Below are 19,397 nucleotides of genomic sequence, written 5' to 3' on the forward strand. Positions count from 1 at the left end.
ACTAAGGGAGTACTCTATGAGCAAGATCAAAGTCGCCAACCCGGTCGTCGATCTCGATGGCGACGAGATGACCCGCATCATCTGGCAGGCCATCAAGGACAAGCTCATCCATCCCTATCTCGACCTGCCGATCGAGTATTACGACCTCTCGGTCGAGAACCGCGATGCCACTAATGACCAGGTGACCATCGACAGCGCCCACGCCATCCAGAAGCACGGCGTCGGCATCAAATGCGCCACGATCACACCCGATGAGCAGCGCGTCGAGGAATTCAAGCTCAAGAAGATGTGGAAGTCGCCCAACGGCACCATCCGCAACATCCTGGGCGGGGTGATCTTCCGCGAGCCCATCATCTGCAAGAACGTGCCGCGCCTCGTCCCCGGCTGGACCCAGCCGATCATCGTCGGCCGTCATGCCTTCGGTGACCAGTACCGCGCCACCGACTTCCTGTTCCCCGGCAAGGGCACGCTGTCGATCAAGTTCACCGGCGAGGACGGCAAAGTCATCGAGCACGAAGTCTACCAGGCTCCCGGCGCCGGCGTGGCCATGGCCATGTATAACCTCGACGACTCGATCCGCGATTTCGCCTATTCGAGCTTCAACTATGGCCTCGCCCGCGGCGTGCCGGTGTATCTGTCGACCAAGAACACCATTCTCAAGGCCTATGACGGCCGCTTCAAAGACATCTTCCAGGAAATCTACGAAGCCGAGTTCAAGGAGCAGTTCGAAGCCAAGAAGATCTGGTACGAGCACCGCCTGATCGACGACATGGTCGCCTCGGCCCTCAAGTGGTCCGGCGGTTACGTCTGGGCGTGCAAGAACTACGACGGCGACGTGCAGTCCGACATCGTGGCCCAGGGCTTCGGCTCGCTCGGCCTGATGACCTCGGTTCTGGCCACGCCCGATGGCAAGATCGTGGAAGCCGAAGCGGCCCATGGCACGGTGACGCGTCACTACCGCCAGCACCAGCAGGGCAAGGAAACGTCCACGAACTCGACCGCCTCGATCTTCGCCTGGACCCGTGGCCTCGCCCACCGCGCGAAACTCGACGACAACGAAGCGCTCAAGAAGTTCGCGCTGACGCTCGAAAAGGTCACTGTCGACACCATCGAAGAAGGCAAGATGACCAAGGATCTGAGCCTGCTCGTCGGTCCCGATCAGCCGTGGCTGTCGACGCTTGGCTTCCTCGACGCCATCGACCAGAACCTCCAGAAGGCCATGTCAGCCGCCTAAGCGTATTGCCAAACCTGGCAGTCAAGTGGAGGCGCCTCCTGCGGGAGGCGCCTTTTTCTTGGTTTGTAATGCCTCAATCCCACCTCCAGCGCGTTATTCCTGCAACAAATCAGCCCCGGGCAGCCCAAAACCACCATTTGCTGAAGCTCAGCGACAAACTGTTAGTACTTTGCCCCAATGATTAAGTTCCTCGACTGCAGGAAAGGTCGGTCAACAACGACCACTCCCTTGGAGGGCAGTCTTTAGGATTTTGCATGGACGGTGTCTGACGCGGTTTGGGGTTGGAGGGTCAGGTGAAAGTACGACGCAACATCATGGCTGCCATGGCCGGCCTGACAGCAAGTCTGCCGCTACTGGGCGGCGCTTTTGCCGGCGGGCTTGAAGCCAATGGCTATGACTGGGAGCTGCTGTTCGATCCAGCGACCTATACCGCCAAGGCCAGCACATCCTATGTGTATATCCACAAGGATGTGACCAATCCGGGCGTGATGCCCGGCGTGGTGTCTACCCACCCCTCGATCGTCTATTACAATCTGGGCTTCAAAGCCGACATTCTCGACATGGCGAGCTGCCTAATCACGGTGCAGAACCCGTTTGGTGCGGACACTGCACGGACCAATGCCTACGCGGCGCTGAGCGGACAAGCCGTCAACGAATCCATTCGCTCAACCGACGCCGGTCTCACCTGCGCGTATGGCATACAGGCTGGACCGGGGGTTATCAGCTTGATTGGCGGCATATCCGCACAAAACCTCAGCTATGCGGCCGATCTTCCAACGGGCCTCGCCACCAGCACCCCAGCGTCGATCAATGGCTGGTCCGTGGGTTGGCGCGCCGGCCTTGCCTATGAAATTCCCGAATACGCGCTTCGCGTCAGCGCCATCTACAATGCTCCGGTCCACTACAACCTGACTGGCACTGCTTTCGGCGGCCCCGCATCCGCCGATGTCAGCACGCCGCAATCCTTCGAACTGCGCGCGCAAACCGGCATTGCGCCCGGTTGGCTGGCGTTGGGATCGGTCAGATGGGCGAACTGGGCCGCGCTGCAAAAGCTTACGGTAACGACCATCGGTGCGCCTCTCGTGTCTTCGCTCGACTACCGCGACGGCTGGACCGTCACGGCCGGTATCGGACATGCCATCAACGAGCAATTGAGCGCTGTTGGCGCCGTAACCTGGGATCGCGGGACCTCAACGCCCGGCGCAGGCGGCGTATTGGTCTCGGGTGGCCAGACCGATCGCTATGGCATTACCTTGGGCGGAATCTACAATATCTCGGAAAGCGTGCAGTTCACTGGCGGCGTCTCCGCCAGCACGCTGGCCGCGGGCTCAAATGCCCGCGGCGAAACCTGGAACACGGGTTATGTCTTCGCAGTGAGCGGCGGGCTCAAGGGCTCGTTCTAGCGCGCCATCGACGGTCACGACGAGACGGCGTTAACCAGCGCCGCCTTTTTCGTTTCGCTGAAAGGCATTTGTGACGCCCTTTAGCGCTATTATGGCGCCGCAACAGAAAACGCGGCTAGGCCCATGACCGGTATCGGTTCCCCGTCACCTATACCTGCTCGCCTCGACGAGATCACCGCAGCCCGTGGCATCGCTGCCTCGCTCGTGGTGATCTACCATATCAACGCCTACGCCAATGGCGCGATCACGGCGGCGTTTCCGCCGCTACATTACGGCATCTTGGCCGTGGACTTCTTCTTCGCACTCTCTGGCTTCATCCTGACCCACGTCTATCGCGACGCCTGGCGCTCCGGCGCCTATCGTCACGCTGGCTTTATGGGCAAACGTTTTGCCCGCGTCTGGCCGCTGCACGCTACAACGCTGCTCGCCGTCGCACTGATCGTTCTCGCTGGCGGTCGTTTCGGCCTGACACCGGAATGGCAACCAACGGCCAGCTCTTTTGTACTCAACCTGCTGATGCTGAATGCCGAAAGCCTGACACCCGAACTCGCCTGGAACCAGCCGGCCTGGTCCATCGGCGCGGAGTGGTTTGCGTACCTGCTCTTTCCACTATTCCTGCTCACGATTGATCGCCTCGGCAACAACGCCCTCCGGGCACTGCTTTGCACTCTGGTTTTTGTCGCATGCGCGGTGGCGTCAATGCAGATATTCCATGTCGATCTGCTGGAGCTGACCTATCAGGGCGGGGTGCTGCGCATCATTCCATCATTCCTTGTGGGCGTGGCGCTGCGTTATGCATTCGACGATCTTCTGGCGCGGGGCTGGGGCACCAATGGTCGGCTGATCGATATTGGCCTCACCGTCGGCGCAGCGATGCTCGTGATCGCGGGCTATCTGGGTCTGCCTAACGAGGTTTTCTGGCCGATCATCATTGCCATGCTGCTGCTTCTTGCCCTGCGTGGCCAGAGCGCCCATCCGACCATGCTGCGCAGCCGGACGCTGGTCTGGCTCGGCGACATCTCCTACGCGCTTTACCTTGTTCACGCGCCGGTGCTGATGCTCATCTATGGTATCGGAGGCAAGCTGCTGCATGCGAACACCACTCCCGCGCTCCTCACGCTCGGCATGGCTGCTTTCCTCGCCTCGATCGTCGCCGCATGGCTGGCGCATGTCGTGATCGAACGCCCCGCACAGTCCTGGCTGGTCGGCCTTGGCCGCCGCCGCGCATTGCCCGCAACGGCTGGCTAAGGGTAGCAATCAGCCCCTGCACATAGGGCACACGCGTGTGCCTAACAACCACGCGCGGACTATATTTTCACGTTCTCTTGAGCGCCGCTGCGCCATGCCCAATATGCCTGTAACCAATCAAGGGAGCTAAATCATGCGGACCATGAAGACGCTGGCACTGGCAACCGCCCTCGGCCTGACGCTGACCGGGGCGGCACTGGCCGAAAGTCGGAACTTCGACGTCAAAGACTTCGACAGGATAGACATCTCGACCGGTATCGATGCCGTCGTCACGATCGGCGACCGCTTTGCCGTCAGCGCCGACTCCGCCAGCGCCGATGCGCTGCAGAATCTGCGTGTCGACGTCTCCGGAGGCGTGCTCAAGGCCAGTTTCGACCAGAGTTTCCTCGACTTCATCATCAGCGGCGGCCTGGTCGGCATGCTGCTGAGCAACGGCAATGCCATCACTGTCGATATCACCATGCCGGCAGTCGCTGGCATTTCGACCAGTTCGGGTGCCGATGTTAGGGCAAGCGGTCTGAAATCGAACAAGCTCGATCTAGACGCCTCAAGCGGCTCGGACATTACCCTGAGCCAGGCAGCCCTGGGGGCGGTAAGAGCCAGCGCGTCGAGCGGCGCGAACATGGAATTGTCGGGCACCTGCGAAACCATCGACGCCGAGGCCTCCAGCGGCTCAGGCATTAGCGCCGGCGACCTGGTATGCGAAAACGCGACCGTCGAAGTCTCCAGCGGCGCTGATATCGAGGTGCATGCCACCGGGACACTGAAAGCCGAAGCGTCGAGCGGCGGGGATGTCGATGTGGCCGGCCGGCCGACACGAACCGATTTCGAATCTTCGAGCGGCGGCGACGTCTCGTTCGAAGAGGAGTAAGCCGGTCCACGCCAACAAAAAGGGCGCCCCACGCGGGCGCCCTTCGCATTCGTAGCGGCGGCTTACTTCGACTTGCCTGCCGGCACGATCGCTATCTCGCTGCGTTCGCCACCGACGATGGTGATCGGGGTTTCCTGATCAAGACTGATGATCAGGTAGTCCCCGGCAGCCAGCGTCGTACTGAAGTCCGGCCCGTAGCCATAGTCGAAGGATTTGCGGTTACCGGCAATATCGGCCTTGGCCGAGACCAGCTCCACATAGTCGTCACCCGGCGTGGTGACCGCGAGAACGCCTGCGTCGAGAATAACCGGAACGTCCGTCAGTTCACCCGTCTTGACGGTGAACGGCACCTCCCCCGATGCACCGCCCAGGTCATATGTCGCAACATAGTCACCGGGCGGCAGTTCGAAGCTGAGGTCGCCGCCATACTGGTAGGCGACCGACTTCCGCGAACCATCCAGCGCCTTCTTGGCCTCCAGAACCTCGATGAATATGTCGGCCTCGATGGGGCTGCCTTCGACGTAGAACGAGGCGACCTTGGCCAGGCCCACACCAACGATCACGTCCTCGTCGATGGTCTCGCCGGCCTTGGCGTCATAGGTGCGGGTCACCTTGGCCTCGCCAATCGAAACGTCGACCTCAATGGCGCCAGCCGGCACGACGACGTCGATATCGCCATATTGCGTGGTCACGTACTCGTTCGCGTGGCGGATTTCGGTCGCCGCGTCGTCATCCACCGGAGCGCCTTCGCTTGGCATGGGATGCAGCTTGAGGATGGTGCCGTTGATGACGAAGTGCGGCGTCGCGACCTTGCCAGCCACGATGGTCACCGGCTGCGACGAGGTCGCGTAGCCCAGCGTGGCGCTCAATATGTAGTCGCCCGGCTCCAGTGCGCCCTCAAAGGTCGAGTAGTAGTTCGTGCCGACATATTCGCCCGCCGTGCCATCGGCAGCGACGGTGTGCCATTCCCAAACCAGATCGGCATCCTCGTCGACAATGTCCGGACCGCCTTCGGACAACGAAGCCGTGGGCTTAAGGTTGTAGTCGGCAACAGGCTCGGGCGCCGGGGCCGGCTCGGGTTCTGGTTCAGGTTCGACCTGCGCGACCTCGGCAACCGTCGAGCTCAGCGCATCGACCAGGGCTGCTCCGTCATTGGCCGGCAGATACTTGCCGCCGGTGTTTTCGGCGAGGCAGGCAACCTGTTGGCCCTCTTCGTCGGAAAGGCCAAAGCCCAGCACGTGGGTGGTGAAATCCACACCTTGAGATTCAAGCTCGGAGGCCAGGGCGCACGGATCGACCTCGCAGGTTTCGAGCCCATCGGTAATCAGGATGACCGTCGCTTTTTCCTCGGTGAAGCGCAGATCTTCCGCGGCTAGCCGCACTGCGTCCGAAATTGGCGTCATGCCCTTGGGATTGATCGCGTCGGCGGCGGCGACAATCGCCGAGCCGGTGCCCGTTGCCGGCTCAACCAGCATTTCGATATCGGCGCAATTGCCCTTTTCGCGGTGCCCATAGGTCATGAAACCCAGCTCAAGATCATCCGGCAGAGTAGCCAGCACCGAGGCCAGGGTTTCGCGCGCAATGGTGATGCGCGCCTTGCCATCGATCTGAGCCCACATCGAGCCAGACCCATCAAGCACGATAATGGCGCGTTCGGCGGCAACCGCCGGCAGCGCCATGCCCAGGGCTGCGACCGCCCCAAGCACAAGATTACGGATGATCCGCATAGAATTGCCCTCCAACAACACCAGCCCCGTTATCGAGGACTGCGTATAAGCGCGCAATTCAAATCATGCCTCAGATGACGCCTGGATGAACACTGCATTCAGCGCGAGTTATGACTTACGGGCGATTTTGTGGTCGGATTCCAAAATGCCACTATCAGGTCGTAGCAAGAGCCCATCATTCGCTGACTTGAGGATATTCCCGCCGATGGCGCCGATCGTGGAACTGTTGGGAGCGCGCTATGGCGACCTCCCCAAAATGCGGCAACTCGCCGGGCTTTCGCTCCAATTGGAGGTGATCGGGGACCAGAGCTATGTGTCGCTGCCCGAGGCCGGAATTTCGTTGGTATTGCCTGATGGCGTCATGGTGTCAGCGGTGCAGGTCCACGGGAGTACGTCAGGTTTCAGCCAGTTCGCTGGGGAGTTGCCCCATGGCATAGACTTCTCAATGGGACGCGAACACGCTCGCGCGCTTCTTGGCGACCCGGACAGCGAGGGTGAAGCACGGAACCTTCCTCTGCTCGGGTTGAAACCAGCATGGGACAGCTTCCTGATGGACGGCTATCGGCTGCACCTCGAGTACACGATCGACACAACTAGCATCCAGCTCGTTTCAATCATGCCAAGGTAGGCCGCTATTCGGCCCCGGTCTGGCGCCAGCGCATTAGTCCGATGAAGAACAATCCGCCGATAATGCCGGTCAGTATTCCGATGGGCATATCCTGCGGTGGAATCAGGATACGCGTAACAATGGCGGCTAGAACGAGGAAGATGGCGCCAACCAGCGCCGATAGCGGGAGCACCCGTCGGTAGTCGCCGCCGACGGCGCGTTGCGGCGACGCTTCAAAGGTAACACCGCGGTTACAGCTCTGGACCGGGACGCGATAGCCGGCGGCCAGGGCCGTGCTGGTAGCGGTCGCGGCCAAGGCAATGGCGGAGACACGATGCGGCGTCAGCCCAAGTTCGACGATCTCGGCGACACTGAGCCCGAAATCCGACGCCTGCTCCTGCAGAACCGTGGCAACGCGCCGCGCCACCGATTTGCCGACAGCGTCCAGATGTCGTCGCCGTCCAGAAGCACGAGACCGCTGCTGGGCCGGTGATAGCGATAGAGGCAGCGCAGCAGGCTCGATTTGCCTGCTCCATTCGGGCCGACCAACGCCAGCATCTCCCCTGGCTCGACGCTGAGCGACAGCGGCCCGATAATGGGCTACCCCGGGATCGCACCCCAGGTCAGGCCCTTGATGTCGAGGCGCGCCGGCCGATCACCGGTGAAGCCATCAGCCGTAGACTTGCCGTGTGCCATCGCTGGCTCCGCCGTATGGCGAGAGGTCACGGGCGATCCGAGCAGCGATTATGCGACAGCAACTGGTCATCATCGTCTCCCGCGGCACACCTCGGCCGGGTTAAAAGGAATGATGACGGCAAGTCTCCTGGCTTGCGGGTCGCTGCGGCTCCGGCCCTTCCCAGCCTTTCGGCCAGTGGTTCATCCCGGTGTCGCTATCCGCTCACAGTTGCGGGGGCAGCCACGGTATTGCGCCCTGATGGGTACGTCGCACCGTGTTCCCTTTTAATCCCGCCGCCCGAGTTGGGTGGCAAGAACCATCGGCGTGCGTGATGCGCGATTTTCGTCGGCAAGGCAAGGCGCCTCATTTCAACCCAAATGGCGCTGGAGCCTTCATTGGCTCGGAGGGAATCATGAGGCGTTGGCTGGGACGGACGCTGCTGGCATTGCTGGTGCTGGCGGCAGGGATTTACGTGTTCAACGCGAGCTGGCGGGTATCTCCGCCAAGCGATCCCCAGATCACGCTGATCGCGCATCGCGGCGTCCACCAGACCTTCGACCGCAGCGGGCTCGAAAACGACACCTGCACGGCCGAGCGCATCGGTCCGCCGGAGCACGGCTTCATCGAGAACACGATTCCCTCCATGCAAGCTGCCTTTGCCGCAGGCGCTGATATCGTCGAGCTCGACGTGCACTCGACCACCGATGGCCAGCTCGCCGTGCTGCATGACTGGACCATCGATTGCCGCACCGAAGGAACAGGCGAAACCCGCAGCCACGAGATGGCCTATCTCAAGTCGCTCGACGTCGGCTACGGCTACACCGCCGATGGTGGCGCCAGCTACCCGTTGCGCGGCACCGGCGTGGGGCAGATTCCCGAACTGAAGGAAGTGCTGTCGGCGATGCCTGACGGACGCTTCCTGATCAACTTCAAGAGCCGCGAGGCGCGCGAGGGCGACATGCTGGCCAGGGTGCTCAGCGACAATCCGGAGTGGCGTCAGGCAGTGTGGGGCGCCTATGGCGGCGACGAACCGACCTATCGCGCCGCAAACCAGATCGATGGGCTCGCTGTCTGGTCACGGCGCGGGCTGGTCGACTGCCTCGTGCAATATGGCGGGCTTGGCTGGACGGGTTACATGCCGCAGGCCTGTCGCAACACCAAGGTGATGGTGCCGCTCAACGTGGCGCCCTGGCTGTGGGGTTGGCCCAACCTGTTCCTCGAACGCATGCGCAACGCCGGCAGCGAGGTGATCCTGCTCGGGCCATACGAGTCAGGCGATCCCGGCGCCGCCGGCATCGATACGGTGGAACAGCTGGCGCAACTGCCCACTAGTTTCGATGGCTACCTGTGGACCAACAAGATTGAGATCATCGCCCCGGTGCTGACCGCGCAATAGCGGCCAAAGCCTGCCGGCGTCTGAGATCGGCCTCTATCCCGCAATTTTCGCCCGGCGATGCACGAAATAGGCACCGGCTTGGCCGCTATAGCCGAAATAGACAGCACCGAGCACTGCCGCGATGTGAGCGATGCGGCTGCCGGTGATGATCCAGGTCACCGGATCAGCCTTGGTCGCAAAGGCCAGAACATTGCCACCGCCGATAAGCCAGCTCGCCGGTTCCATGATCAGCGAAAAAGTTCCGAGCCCACCGTAAAGCAGGGTCAGGGCATGGCGGGCAATGTTCGAGCCACGCATCATCAACGTAGCGAGCACGGCGAGCAGCGCAAAGGCCGACAGACGGATAGTCAATTCCGCGCCGCTATTGAGGACCGCATCCAACGGGCCGCGAGGATCGACGGCGAGGCGCGTGCCGACTTCGAGAATGGCGGTCGCAATGGCGAGCATCCACAGCGCGAAGGCCAGGCGGACAGTGTGAGGCACAACAAGATGAGGCATGACAATCTCCCGCGGCAATAGGCTTGAACCCAACATTGCGAAGCCGCACGCGCCGGTCTGCTATGGCCTGGCCGGATGCCGCTGCCGAGAGGGTGTTTCGCGAACCGCCGCATTGCGCGACGAAGCTGCGATTTAGGGGAGTGAAGCTTTTAACGGACCGGCGCTAGCCGCGCAAAAGCGCCGCAGCCCCAACTATCCCATCGACGGAAGCGGCGCGGCGCTCTAGGGTCGCCGCATTGCCTGAAACACTCGATTTTCTGGATGTATCATGCCGGTCGGCGTGCTTTATGCTGTTATCGCCTACTCGGTCTATTCCTGCGGCGACGCCATCATCAAGGGCTTCGGACAGAGCCTGTCCGTCTTCGAGATCGGCTTCTTCATCGCCGTCTGCTCACTGATCCCCGCCGCCTTCGTCAAACCCAAGGGTGAGCGCTGGCGCGACAGCTTCAAGCTCAAGCATCCCCGCCTGGTTCATCTGCGCTCCTTCAGCGGGGTCGCGTCATCGACACTGGTCACCTACGCCTTCACCACCATCGCCTTTGCCGAGACCTATTCGCTGGTCTTCATGATGCCCCTGTTCATCACCGTCATGTCGGTGCTCATCCTCAAGGAGCGGGTGGACGCCATTCGCTGGAGCATGTTGGCGCTAGGCTTTGTGGGCGTCATGCTGGTTGTGCGCCCGGGCTTCCGCGAATTGGAGCCCGGCCATCTGGCGGCGCTGGGCTGCGCCCTCTTTGGCGCAATCTCGACCACGGTTCTGCGGGTCGTAGCGCCAACCGAAAAGCGAGTGAGCCTTATCGCCCTGCCCGCCATCTACCTCATCGTGGTCAATTTCGTACTGATGCTGCCGACATTCGTCGTGCCGACTTGGCAACAATTCGGCTTGCTGGCCGCCAGCGGCAGCCTTGTCGGCATGGGGCATATCCTGCTGATCGCCGCGACCCGCAACGCGGCGGCGAGCCAGGTCGCGCCGATCCAGTACGTGCAGATCGTCTGGGCCATCGGGCTGGGCGCCTTCTTCTTTTTCGAGTACCCGGACCTCCTCGCCTATATCGGCCTGGCTGTGGTCGTGGTGTCCGGACTGGTCAATGTGCTGGTGGACGGAGGCCGCGCCCGGATCGCGGGCCGCTTCGCCGAATACCGGGCCCACCGCCCCGGCCCTCCGAGCAATATTACCGAAGTGCAAGGCCCTGAAATTTAGCTGCCCGAGAGGCAGCGGAAGCGTCGACGGCAAGCGGAGACGTTTGTATGGTAGGCCAATTCCCGAGTCTTCCTCATACTTTCTGGATTTCCGATGCCGCTCGGCGTCCTGCTCGCCTTTCTGGCCTATGCCAGCTTTTCCGTCGCCGACGCGCTGATCAAGGCCACCGGCCCGACCATGTCGGTGTTCGAGATCGCGTTCTTCACCACGAGTTTCTCGATCATTCCCGCCATGCTGACCAAGCGTGGCGAACGCTGGCGCGATCTCTACAAACTCCAGCATCCCTGGCTGGTCCATCTGCGCTGCGCCACGGCCATCTCCGGCACCGCCTGCGTGATGTATGCCTTCACGCACATCCCGTTTGCCGACGTCTATGCCATCGGCTTCCTGACGCCGATAATGGTAACCGTGCTCAGCGTGCTGGTGCTGAAAGAGCACGTCGCACTGCACCGCTGGTTGCTGCTGATCATTAGTTTCCTCGGCGTCGTGCTGGTGATCCGGCCCGGCGTGCGCGACCTGCAATTGGGTCATCTGGCCATTTTCTGCAGCGTTTTCTTCGGCGGGATCACCACCATCATCCTGCGCCACGTGGCACCCAAGGAGCGGCGGGTCAGCCTGGTTGGCCTGCAGGTGCTCTATTCGGGCCTGTTCAACGGCTTGCTGATGATTCCGTTTTTCGTGCTGCCGTCGCTCGAGCAACTCGCCATTTTCCTCGGCATCGGCCTCATTGGCGGCACCGGCGGCCTGCTGCTGATCGCTGCGGCCAAGCGCTCGCCCGCCAATCTGGTGGCGCCAGTACAGTATAGTCAGCTTATCTGGGCCATCGTGTTTGGCGCGGCGTTCTTTGGGGAATATCCGGACTACGTCGCCATCATCGGCCTCATCATCGTGCTGGCGGCGGGGCTTGCCAATGTGCTGACGCAGAAGATGAAGATCGTCTGGAAACCTCGGCTGTTCTTCTTCCGCACCGGGCTCTAGAGCCAGAAACGAAAATCCCCGCTTTCGCGGGGATTTTCTTGTGGTTTGTGCGATGACGCTTAGAGCGCGGACCGAACGGCGGCGATCGCCTCGGCCGACTTCGACCCATCGGGTCCGCCGCCTTGCGCCATGTCAGGCCGCCCGCCGCCACCCTGCCCGCCAAGCGCCGCGGTAGCCAGCTTGATCAGGTCGCCGGCCGCATAGCGCGCCGTGAGGTCGTCGGTGACGCCCACGGCCACGGTGCCCTTGCCGTCGTCGCCCTTAAGCACGACGGTCACGACGCCCGAGCCGATGCGCTTCTTCTCGGTATCGACCAGGCCCTTCACATCCTTGGCGGCGATACCTTCGACGGTGCGGCCGACATAGGTCACGCCGTTGACAGCCTCATCAGCGGCCGCCGTCGCGCCCGAGCCGCTACCGCCACCGAGAGCCAGCTTCTTGCGTGCATCGGTCAGCTCGCGCTCGATCTTCTTGAGGTTTTCCTGCAACGCCCCTATGCGATCGAGCACCTCGTGGCTCCCGGAACGCAGCAGGCCAGCGGCCGAGTTGACGATGGCCACATTGGTATTACCGCGATGGCGCGCAGCCTTGCCGGTCAGTGCCTCGATACGGCGCACACCCGCACCGACAGCACTTTCGGCGACGATGGAAACCAGACCGATATCGCCCGTACGGCGCACATGGGTGCCGCCGCAAAGCTCGACCGACCAACCAAGACCATTGCCCGTGGGTTCGCCCATGGCGACCACCCGGACTTCCTCGCCGTACTTTTCGCCAAACAGGGCGCGTGCGCCGGATTCCTTGGCCTCCTCGACGCCCATCAGGCGCGTTTCGACCGGCGTGTTCTGCAGAATGATGGCGTTGGCGATATCCTCCACCTCGACCATTTCCTGCTCGGTGACCGGCTTGGTGTGCACGAAATCGAAGCGCAGGCGATCGGGTGAGACCATCGAGCCCTTCTGGGCAACATGATCGCCGAGCACAATGCGCAGCGCTTCATGCAACAGATGCGTCGCCGAGTGGTTGGAGCGGATCGACGAGCGGCGGTCGTGATCGACCATCAGCTCCAGCGCTTGCCCGACCTTGAGGGCGCCTTCGGTCACCTGAACCTTGTGCGCGAACACACCATGGAACTTCTGTGTATCGAGAACCGTGACGGCAATGCCCTCTGCCTTGAGCTTGCCGGTGTCGCCGACCTGACCACCGCTCTCGCCGTAGAACGGGGTCTGGTTGAGCACCACGAAACCCTCTTCACCGGCAGCAAGCGAGGCAACTTCGGCGCCGTTCTTGAGTAGCGCGGTGACCGCGCCTTCGGCGAACTCGGTCTCGTAGCCCAGGAACTCGGTAGGACCGACCTTGTCGGCAATGGCGAACCAGACCTTGTCTTCGCCGGTCTCGCCCGAGCCGGCCCAGCTCTTGCGCGCCTCGGCGCGCTGGCGGGCCATGGCGTCCTCGAAGCCGGTCAAGTCGACGTTGATGCCGCGGGTACGCAGCGCATCCTGCGTCAGGTCCAGCGGGAAGCCATATGTGTCATAGAGCTTGAAGGCGGTGACGCCTTCGAGCATGTCGCCCTCGTTCAGCCCAACCGTTGCATCGTCAAGCAGCTGCAGGCCGCGGCTAAGCGTCTTGAGGAAGCGACGCTCCTCGAGCCTGATGGTCTCCTCGATCATGGACTCGCCGCGTACCAGCTCGGGATAGGCCTGGCCCATTTCATGCACCAGCGTCGGCACGATGCGATGGATGACCGGCTCCTGCGCACCCAGCAGCGTGGCGTGGCGCATGGCGCGGCGCATGATGCGGCGCAGCACATAGCCGCGGCCCTCGTTGGATGGCAGCACGCCTTCCGCGATGAGGAAACTCATCGACCGCAAGTGATCGGCAATGACGCGCAAGCTTGGCGTCGTCGGATCGCCGTTGAAGCCGACCTGCTGCATGGTGGAGGCGATCAGCCGCTTGAAGAGGTCGATCTCATAATTGTTGTTGGTCCCCTGCATGACCGCGGCCACGCGCTCAAGGCCCATGCCGGTATCGACCGACGGCTTGGGCAGCCGAACCCGGCTGCCGTCCGCCATCTGCTCGAACTGCATGAAGACGAGATTCCAGATCTCGACAAACCGGTCACCGTCCTCCTCGGGCGAGCCCGGGGGGCCACCCCAGTACTTGTCGCCGTGATCGTAGAAGATTTCGGAATTGGGTCCGCATGGCCCGGTATCGGCCATCTGCCAGAAATTGGACTTGGCACCCAGCCGCACGATCTTGTCGTCGGACAGTCCGGCAATCTTCTTCCACAGCTCGTGGGCCTCATCGTCGTCCTGATAGACGGTGACGCTCAGCTTCTCCTTGGGCAGCTCCCACTCCTTGGTGAGCAGCGCCCAGGCGTACTCGATCGCCTGCTCCTTGAAGTAGTCGCCAAACGAGAAATTGCCCAGCATCTCGAAGAAAGTGTGGTGGCGCGCGGTGAAGCCGACATTGTCGAGGTCGTTGTGCTTGCCACCGGCGCGAACGCTCTTCTGGGCCGTCGTGGCGCGCGTATAGTCGCGCTTCTCGACGCCGGTAAAGACGTTCTTGAACTGCACCATGCCCGAATTGACGAACATCAGCGTCGGGTCATTCCGCGGCACCAGCGGGCTCGACGCCACGGCTTCATGACCATTGCGGGCAAAGTAGTCGACAAAGCTCGAACGAAGATCGTTTACGCTGGTCATAAGAAGGCTTTCATTACGGAAAGTGGCGCCATGGCACCGCAGACAAGTTCGGCTGGCTTTCTATCGTGCGGCCTGCCGGAATGTCCAGCATTGCGGCGATGGTGAGGCGTGGTGGTGACCTCGCGCGTGATCCTCACCATCCTCGACCACCGTGTCATCCGGCGAAGGCCGGAATCCAGCTTGAGATGACTGGACCCGCCGCGATAGCTGGAAGACCTCAGGATGGATTGCGGCCTGCGCCGGAATGACACCGTGGATAAAGCCAGATCAGTACCCCAAAAAAAGAGGCACCGCTTGCGCGATGCCTCTCATCATCCCTGCATGGGAAATGTCTTACTCGCTGTCATCGCCGTCGTCTTCGCCGCCCGAAACCAGCAGCACCTCGCCGAGAAGACCGGAACTCTCGCGCACACCGCGCTCGATGGTGGCGGCTGCTTCAGGATTGTCCTTGAGGAACTGGCGGGCATTCTCACGCCCCTGCCCCATGCGCTGGCTATCGTAGGAGAACCAGGCGCCGGACTTCTCCACCACGCCGCTCTTGACGCCGAGATCGAGCAATTCACCGGTCTTGGAAATGCCTTCGCCATACATGATGTCGAACTCGACCTGGCGGAACGGCGGAGCCAGCTTATTCTTGACCACCTTCACACGGGTCTGGTTACCCACGATCTCTTCGCGATCCTTGATCGCGCCGATGCGGCGGATGTCGAGGCGGACCGAGGCGTAGAACTTGAGCGCGTTGCCACCCGTGGTGGTTTCCGGCGAACCATACATCACGCCGATCTTCATGCGGATCTGGTTGATGAAGATCACCAGGCACTTGGACTTGGAGATCGACGAGGTCAGCTTGCGCATGGCCTGGCTCATCAGGCGAGCCTGCAGACCCGGGAGCGCATCACCCATTTCGCCTTCGAGCTCGGCGCGCGGCGTCAGTGCCGCAACCGAGTCGACAACCAGCACATCGATGGCGCCGGACCGAACCAGGGTGTCGGTAATTTCGAGAGCCTGCTCACCAGCGTCCGGCTGGGAAATCAGCAGGTCGTCGACATTGACGCCGAGCTTGCGGGCATAGATCGGATCAAGCGCATGCTCGGCATCGACGAAGGCGCAGATACCGCCTGCCTTCTGGGCCTCGGCGATGACATGAAGCGCCAGAGTGGTTTTGCCCGAGCTTTCCGGCCCGAAAATCTCGACGATTCGGCCCTTCGGCAGGCCGCCAATGCCAAGCGCGATATCGAGGCCCAGCGAACCTGTCGAAATCGATTCCACTTCGATCGATGACGCTTCGCCAAGGCGCATGATCGAGCCCTTGCCAAAATTGCGCTCGATCTGGCCGAGCGCAGCGGCAAGTGCCTTTTCCTTATCCATCGATCCACCCTCAACAACGCGAAGCGGCGAGCTAGCCATATTTTCTCTCCTTATTTCACGCTCTTGGGGGCCGTGCAACGCAACGGGTCCGTCAGCGGATATCCATCTAATGTGCGCTATTTGTTCTCATTTTGTTTCAGCACTGTCAAGGGACAAAATGAGAACATTTGCGAGTAGCCGGCATGGAAACCAGAGAATCGCCGCGTCTACTTCCGCGCCGACGAATAAGTATGATTTTTGACTTGCGCCAATGCGGCATGTTGCGTTTTATGCAGCCATACCCTGCCCGGCGGGCACTTTGCGGAGGAGCCGCGCGATGAACTTGATCCAGTATTTCGATCTCAATGGCGCCCGTGCCGTGGCGGCTGTCGAGAATGGCACGGCGCGGCAGGTCAATGATGCCAGTAGCGTCTATGAGCTGGCGATCGCAGCGCTGAGCAATGGCGGTGGCCTCGCAGGGCTGATCGCCGCCAGGGGCCTGGGTGACACGGTGGATCGTGCCGCGATCCTGGCCGAGGGCCGCATGCTCTCCCCGATCGATCATCCCGATCCGGCCCACCTCTATGTCACCGGCACCGGCCTGACCCACCTGGGCTCTGCCGCCACCCGTGACGCCATGCATACCGCCAATAGCGGCGCTGCCGAGACCGGCCTGACCGATACGATGAAGATGTTCCGCATGGGCCTCGAGGGCGGCAAGCCCAAGGGCGGCCTCAAGGGCGTGCAGCCGGAATGGTTCTACAAGGGCAATGGCTATTCGGTGATCCATCCGGGCCACCCCATACCCTCCCCCGGCTTTGCCCTCGATGCCGGTGAAGAGCCCGAGATCGCCGGCATTTACGTGATCGACCAGAACGGCCAGCCGCGCCGGCTTGGCTTTGCCCTGGCCAACGAGTTCTCCGACCACGTGACCGAGCGCGTGAATTACCTCTACCTGGCCCATTCCAAGCTGCGGGCCTGCTCCATCGGTCCTGAGCTGCGGGTCGGCGACCTGCCGCGGCATGTGGAGGGCATGTCGCGCATCTATCGCGACGGCCAGGTGCTGTGGGAGAAGCCGTTCCTCAGTGGCGAGGACAATATGAGCCACACCATCGACAATCTCGAATATCACCATTTCAAATACGAGCTGTTCCGCCATCCGGGCGATGTGCATGTGCACATGTTCGGCACCGCGACGCTGAGCTTTGCCGACGGCATCTCGACCCGGCCCGATGATGTGTTCGAGATCGAGGAACCCCAGTTCGGCAGCCCCCTGCGCAACCCGGTCCGCCGCCAGAACGAGCATCCCGTTATCATCGGAAACATCTATTGAGCTTGATGCCGCGCAACTAACATGTCAGTTATCCCTCGCTTCGGAGGGATAGCATGACTGCTCGCAAATTCGAGACGCGCCGCATCGGCAAAACGGCACTTGAAGTGACCACGCTGGGCCTCGGCTGCGCGTCACTGGCCGGCATTTTCACCGGCGTTCCGGCCGATCAGGCACGAGCCACGGTCGGTCACGCACTCGACAAGGGCCTGACCTATGTCGATACCGCACCGCAATACGGGCTTGGACGTTCCGAGCATCTGGTCGGCGACGTATTGCGTGAGCGGCGGGCGGGCGTGGTGCTGTCGACCAAGGTTGGCCGCTTGTTGAAACCGGTGCCGGTTGCCGAGCAGGACAAGGGCGCCTGGGTCGATCCGCTGCCCTTCAATCAGGTCTATGACTACTCCTACGACGGCATCATGCGCTCGTTCGACGACAGCCTGCAGCGGTTGGGCCTGAACGCGGTCGACATCGTCTATGTCCACGATATCGGCGCCGGCACCCACGGCGTCGAAGGCAACAAGCCGCTGTGGAAGCAGCTCGAAACCGGTGGCTACAAGGCCCTGCGCGAGTTGCGCGACGGCGGCGTGATCAAGGCCATCGGCCTTGGCGTCAACGAGTGGGAAGTGTTGATGGACGCCTTCGCACTGGGAGACTGGGACGTGTTCCTGCTCGCCGGGCGCTATACGCTGCTCGAACAGACCTCGCTCGATCCCTTCATGACGACCTGTATCAAGCGCGGCGCGTCCGTGGTCGTCGGCGGCCCGTTCAATTCCGGCATCCTGGTTGGCGGCGCCACGTTCAACTATGCCAAGGCGCCCGAAGCCATCGTCGCCAAGGTCCAGGCACTGGAAGCCGTCTGCCGCGAATTCGGCGTTCCCCTGCCCGCCGCCGCATTGCAATTCCCACTGACCCATCCGGCGGTCTGCAACGTGCTACCTGGCCCGCGTTCGCCAGCCGAGCTCGACGGCATCCTGGACTGGTGGGACGTCAAGGTGCCCGACGAATTGTGGACCACTCTCGCCGCCAAGGGCCTCCTGGCTCCGGGCACGCCAATCCCCAGCGGCATGGCTTGACGAATCCGGGGCGGCGGCACTAAATATAACCTACCGGTTTTATAGCCTGCAGGTACTCCATGCCGTCGCCCGCCGCACTCGATGCCACGTTTCAGGCGCTCGCCGATCCCACGCGCCGCGCTATTCTTGCGCGCCTGGCGCAGGGAGAAGCATCGGTCATGGAGCTGGCTGCACCGTTTGATATGAGCCAGCCGGCCATTTCTAAGCATTTGAAGGTGCTGGAGAATGCCGGGCTGATCTCGCGTGGCCGCGATGCGCAGCGCCGTCCCTGCAAGCTGGAAGCCAAGCCATTGGCCGAAGCGACCGGCTGGTTGATCGAATATCGAAAATACTGGGAAACGCAGTTCGAACGGCTGGACGACCTGCTCGGCGAGCTCAAGCGCCTCGAAGCGATGGCCGGCAAAAACAACTGAGGAGACGACGATGGGCTTTGGTGGACCGCTGACCATAACCACGCCAACCGACACCCAGATCGTCATCGTCAGGCAATTCGACGCGCCGCGGCATCTGGTGTTCGCGTGCTACACGCAGGCGCCGCTGATCAAGCGCTGGCTCAACGGCGCCGAAGGCTGGATCATGACGGTCTGCGAGTTCGAGGCCAAGGTGGGCGGAAAGTACCGCTATGAGTGGAAAGCGCCCAGCGGCTACGTAATGGGCATGGGCGGCGTGATCCGCGAGATCGAGCCGGTCGAACGTGTCGTCAGCGCAGAACTGTTCGACGATGACTGGACCGGCGGCGAGACTGTCTCCACCCTGCGCTTCGACGAAGAGCAGCAGCGGACGACGTTGACCAACACCATCAACTATTCCTCCAAAGAGGCCCGCGACGGCGCGCTCAAGACGCCCATGGCGGATGGGATGGAGTTTGGATACAAAAAGCTGGATCAGGTACTGGCGGAACTGGCAGGAGCGGCGCCATGAACGATCCACGAGTCTCGGCCATCATCTGTGGGCTCGTCGCGCTGTGGCTTGGCTACACGATTTTCTTCGCGGCGGAAGCACCCAGCCAGATTTTGTCGATCATGCAATGGATATTCTTTATCTGCGCCATTGCCGGACTGGCTGCAGCCGTGGCCCGGATGACCCGCGGCGGCCGCTAG

The 19,397-nt window shown here is 62.0% G+C and carries 19 protein-coding genes and 1 riboswitch; of the genes, 13 read left to right on the forward strand and 6 right to left on the reverse strand.

Going from position 1 to position 19,397, the window contains the following annotated elements:
• Nucleotides 1-16: 16 nt before the first annotated feature.
• The 4 genes from MF606_RS12655 (at nt 17) to MF606_RS12670 (ending at nt 4,756) form a co-directional block, all read left to right on the forward strand.
• Nucleotides 17-1,234, forward strand: a complete 1,218-nt coding sequence (locus tag MF606_RS12655) for an NADP-dependent isocitrate dehydrogenase (RefSeq protein ID WP_240229618.1) — start codon at nt 17-19, stop codon at nt 1,232-1,234.
• A gap of 293 nt (nt 1,235-1,527) precedes the next feature.
• Nucleotides 1,528-2,637 carry an outer membrane protein transport protein gene (locus MF606_RS12660; RefSeq protein WP_240229619.1) on the forward strand — a complete coding sequence of 370 codons (1,110 nt, stop codon included), beginning with the start codon at nt 1,528-1,530 and terminating at the stop codon, nt 2,635-2,637.
• 123 nt (nt 2,638-2,760) lie between these two features.
• Nucleotides 2,761-3,885, forward strand: a complete 1,125-nt coding sequence (locus MF606_RS12665) for an acyltransferase family protein (RefSeq protein ID WP_240229620.1) — start codon at nt 2,761-2,763, stop codon at nt 3,883-3,885.
• Nucleotides 3,886-4,018: 133 nt separating this feature from the next.
• Nucleotides 4,019-4,756: a head GIN domain-containing protein gene (locus MF606_RS12670; RefSeq protein WP_240229621.1), complete on the forward strand. Its 738-nt coding sequence runs from the start codon at nt 4,019-4,021 to the stop codon at nt 4,754-4,756.
• Nucleotides 4,757-4,818: 62 nt separating this feature from the next.
• Here the strand turns inward: MF606_RS12670 and MF606_RS12675 are convergent, their stop codons facing one another.
• Nucleotides 4,819-6,483 (reverse strand): vWA domain-containing protein, encoded by a 1,665-nt coding sequence (locus tag MF606_RS12675; protein WP_240229622.1) that lies wholly within the window; start codon nt 6,481-6,483, stop codon nt 4,819-4,821.
• Between the two features lie 205 nt (nt 6,484-6,688).
• On the opposite strand from MF606_RS12675, the gene MF606_RS12680 reads away from it, so the two are divergent.
• On the forward strand, nt 6,689-7,111 hold the full coding sequence (locus MF606_RS12680; protein WP_240229623.1) for a hypothetical protein: 423 nt from the start codon (nt 6,689-6,691) through the stop codon (nt 7,109-7,111).
• A gap of 4 nt (nt 7,112-7,115) precedes the next feature.
• Here MF606_RS12680 and MF606_RS12685 read toward each other — a convergent pair whose 3' ends face one another.
• Complete coding sequence (locus MF606_RS12685; protein ID WP_240229624.1) at nt 7,116-7,517, reverse strand: iron chelate uptake ABC transporter family permease subunit; 402 nt, start codon at nt 7,515-7,517, stop codon at nt 7,116-7,118.
• Nucleotides 7,433-7,648 (reverse strand): ATP-binding cassette domain-containing protein, encoded by a 216-nt coding sequence (locus MF606_RS12690; protein WP_240229625.1) that lies wholly within the window; start codon nt 7,646-7,648, stop codon nt 7,433-7,435. Before MF606_RS12690 ends, MF606_RS12685 begins: the two co-directional genes overlap by 85 nt.
• Nucleotides 7,649-7,886: 238 nt before the next feature.
• Nucleotides 7,887-8,102, reverse strand: a riboswitch (cobalamin riboswitch).
• A 76-nt stretch (nt 8,103-8,178) separates the two neighbouring features.
• Between MF606_RS12690 and MF606_RS12695 the strand changes: the two genes are divergently transcribed.
• On the forward strand, nt 8,179-9,162 hold the full coding sequence (locus MF606_RS12695; protein ID WP_240229626.1) for a glycerophosphodiester phosphodiesterase family protein: 984 nt from the start codon (nt 8,179-8,181) through the stop codon (nt 9,160-9,162).
• Between the two features lie 33 nt (nt 9,163-9,195).
• Here the strand turns inward: MF606_RS12695 and MF606_RS12700 are convergent, their stop codons facing one another.
• Nucleotides 9,196-9,660 carry a hypothetical protein gene (locus MF606_RS12700; protein ID WP_240229628.1) on the reverse strand — a complete coding sequence of 155 codons (465 nt, stop codon included), beginning with the start codon at nt 9,658-9,660 and terminating at the stop codon, nt 9,196-9,198.
• A 268-nt stretch (nt 9,661-9,928) separates the two neighbouring features.
• Here MF606_RS12700 and MF606_RS12705 point away from each other — a divergent pair, with 268 nt between their 5' ends.
• Both MF606_RS12705 and MF606_RS12710 read left to right on the forward strand, forming a co-directional pair.
• Entirely contained in the window at nt 9,929-10,861 is a 933-nt protein-coding gene (locus MF606_RS12705) for a DMT family transporter (protein ID WP_240229629.1), read from the forward strand.
• 93 nt (nt 10,862-10,954) lie between these two features.
• The gene (locus MF606_RS12710) at nt 10,955-11,839 is read left to right on the forward strand and encodes a DMT family transporter (RefSeq protein WP_240229631.1); all 885 of its coding nucleotides are present in this window, start codon (nt 10,955-10,957) and stop codon (nt 11,837-11,839) included.
• A 59-nt stretch (nt 11,840-11,898) separates the two neighbouring features.
• Here MF606_RS12710 and alaS read toward each other — a convergent pair whose 3' ends face one another.
• On the reverse strand, nt 11,899-14,544 hold the full coding sequence (gene alaS / locus MF606_RS12715) for an alanine--tRNA ligase (RefSeq protein ID WP_240229633.1): 2,646 nt from the start codon (nt 14,542-14,544) through the stop codon (nt 11,899-11,901).
• A 333-nt stretch (nt 14,545-14,877) separates the two neighbouring features.
• A complete protein-coding gene (recA, locus tag MF606_RS12720; RefSeq protein WP_240229634.1) occupies nt 14,878-15,951 on the reverse strand; it encodes a recombinase RecA in 1,074 nt (357 codons plus the stop codon).
• Between the two features lie 277 nt (nt 15,952-16,228).
• Between recA and araD1 the strand changes: the two genes are divergently transcribed.
• The 5 genes from araD1 to MF606_RS12745 are packed head-to-tail and all read left to right on the forward strand — an operon-like array spanning nt 16,229 to nt 19,397.
• Complete coding sequence (gene araD1, locus MF606_RS12725) at nt 16,229-17,224, forward strand: AraD1 family protein (protein WP_240229636.1); 996 nt, start codon at nt 16,229-16,231, stop codon at nt 17,222-17,224.
• A gap of 53 nt (nt 17,225-17,277) precedes the next feature.
• Nucleotides 17,278-18,297: an aldo/keto reductase gene (locus tag MF606_RS12730; protein ID WP_240229637.1), complete on the forward strand. Its 1,020-nt coding sequence runs from the start codon at nt 17,278-17,280 to the stop codon at nt 18,295-18,297.
• Between the two features lie 59 nt (nt 18,298-18,356).
• Nucleotides 18,357-18,710 carry an ArsR/SmtB family transcription factor gene (locus MF606_RS12735; RefSeq protein ID WP_240229638.1) on the forward strand — a complete coding sequence of 118 codons (354 nt, stop codon included), beginning with the start codon at nt 18,357-18,359 and terminating at the stop codon, nt 18,708-18,710.
• Between the two features lie 10 nt (nt 18,711-18,720).
• Entirely contained in the window at nt 18,721-19,218 is a 498-nt protein-coding gene (locus MF606_RS12740) for an SRPBCC family protein (RefSeq protein ID WP_240229639.1), read from the forward strand.
• Nucleotides 19,215-19,397 carry a hypothetical protein gene (locus MF606_RS12745; protein WP_240229640.1) on the forward strand — a complete coding sequence of 61 codons (183 nt, stop codon included), beginning with the start codon at nt 19,215-19,217 and terminating at the stop codon, nt 19,395-19,397. Before MF606_RS12740 ends, MF606_RS12745 begins: the two co-directional genes overlap by 4 nt.

Origin of the sequence: Devosia lacusdianchii (genome assembly GCF_022429625.1) — a bacterium.
Lineage (GTDB): Bacteria > Pseudomonadota > Alphaproteobacteria > Rhizobiales > Devosiaceae > Devosia > Devosia lacusdianchii.

Excerpts from the sequence above, each read along its gene's own strand:
- MF606_RS12655 (WP_240229618.1), top strand. The coding sequence starts at position 17 with ATGAGCAAGATCAAAGTCGCCAACCCGGTCGTCGATCTCGATGGCGAC.
- MF606_RS12665 (WP_240229620.1), top strand. The coding sequence starts at position 2,761 with ATGACCGGTATCGGTTCCCCGTCACCTATACCTGCTCGCCTCGACGAG.
- MF606_RS12670 (WP_240229621.1), top strand. The coding sequence starts at position 4,019 with ATGCGGACCATGAAGACGCTGGCACTGGCAACCGCCCTCGGCCTGACG.
- MF606_RS12675 (WP_240229622.1), bottom strand. The coding sequence starts at position 6,483 with ATGCGGATCATCCGTAATCTTGTGCTTGGGGCGGTCGCAGCCCTGGGC.
- MF606_RS12680 (WP_240229623.1), top strand. The coding sequence starts at position 6,689 with ATGGCGCCGATCGTGGAACTGTTGGGAGCGCGCTATGGCGACCTCCCC.
- MF606_RS12690 (WP_240229625.1), bottom strand. The coding sequence starts at position 7,648 with ATGCTGGCGTTGGTCGGCCCGAATGGAGCAGGCAAATCGAGCCTGCTG.
- MF606_RS12695 (WP_240229626.1), top strand. The coding sequence starts at position 8,179 with ATGAGGCGTTGGCTGGGACGGACGCTGCTGGCATTGCTGGTGCTGGCG.
- MF606_RS12700 (WP_240229628.1), bottom strand. The coding sequence starts at position 9,660 with ATGCCTCATCTTGTTGTGCCTCACACTGTCCGCCTGGCCTTCGCGCTG.
- MF606_RS12705 (WP_240229629.1), top strand. The coding sequence starts at position 9,929 with ATGCCGGTCGGCGTGCTTTATGCTGTTATCGCCTACTCGGTCTATTCC.
- MF606_RS12710 (WP_240229631.1), top strand. The coding sequence starts at position 10,955 with ATGCCGCTCGGCGTCCTGCTCGCCTTTCTGGCCTATGCCAGCTTTTCC.
- alaS (WP_240229633.1), bottom strand. The coding sequence starts at position 14,544 with ATGACCAGCGTAAACGATCTTCGTTCGAGCTTTGTCGACTACTTTGCC.
- recA (WP_240229634.1), bottom strand. The coding sequence starts at position 15,951 with ATGGCTAGCTCGCCGCTTCGCGTTGTTGAGGGTGGATCGATGGATAAG.
- araD1 (WP_240229636.1), top strand. The coding sequence starts at position 16,229 with ATGAACTTGATCCAGTATTTCGATCTCAATGGCGCCCGTGCCGTGGCG.
- MF606_RS12730 (WP_240229637.1), top strand. The coding sequence starts at position 17,278 with ATGACTGCTCGCAAATTCGAGACGCGCCGCATCGGCAAAACGGCACTT.
- MF606_RS12735 (WP_240229638.1), top strand. The coding sequence starts at position 18,357 with ATGCCGTCGCCCGCCGCACTCGATGCCACGTTTCAGGCGCTCGCCGAT.
- MF606_RS12740 (WP_240229639.1), top strand. The coding sequence starts at position 18,721 with ATGGGCTTTGGTGGACCGCTGACCATAACCACGCCAACCGACACCCAG.
- MF606_RS12745 (WP_240229640.1), top strand. The coding sequence starts at position 19,215 with ATGAACGATCCACGAGTCTCGGCCATCATCTGTGGGCTCGTCGCGCTG.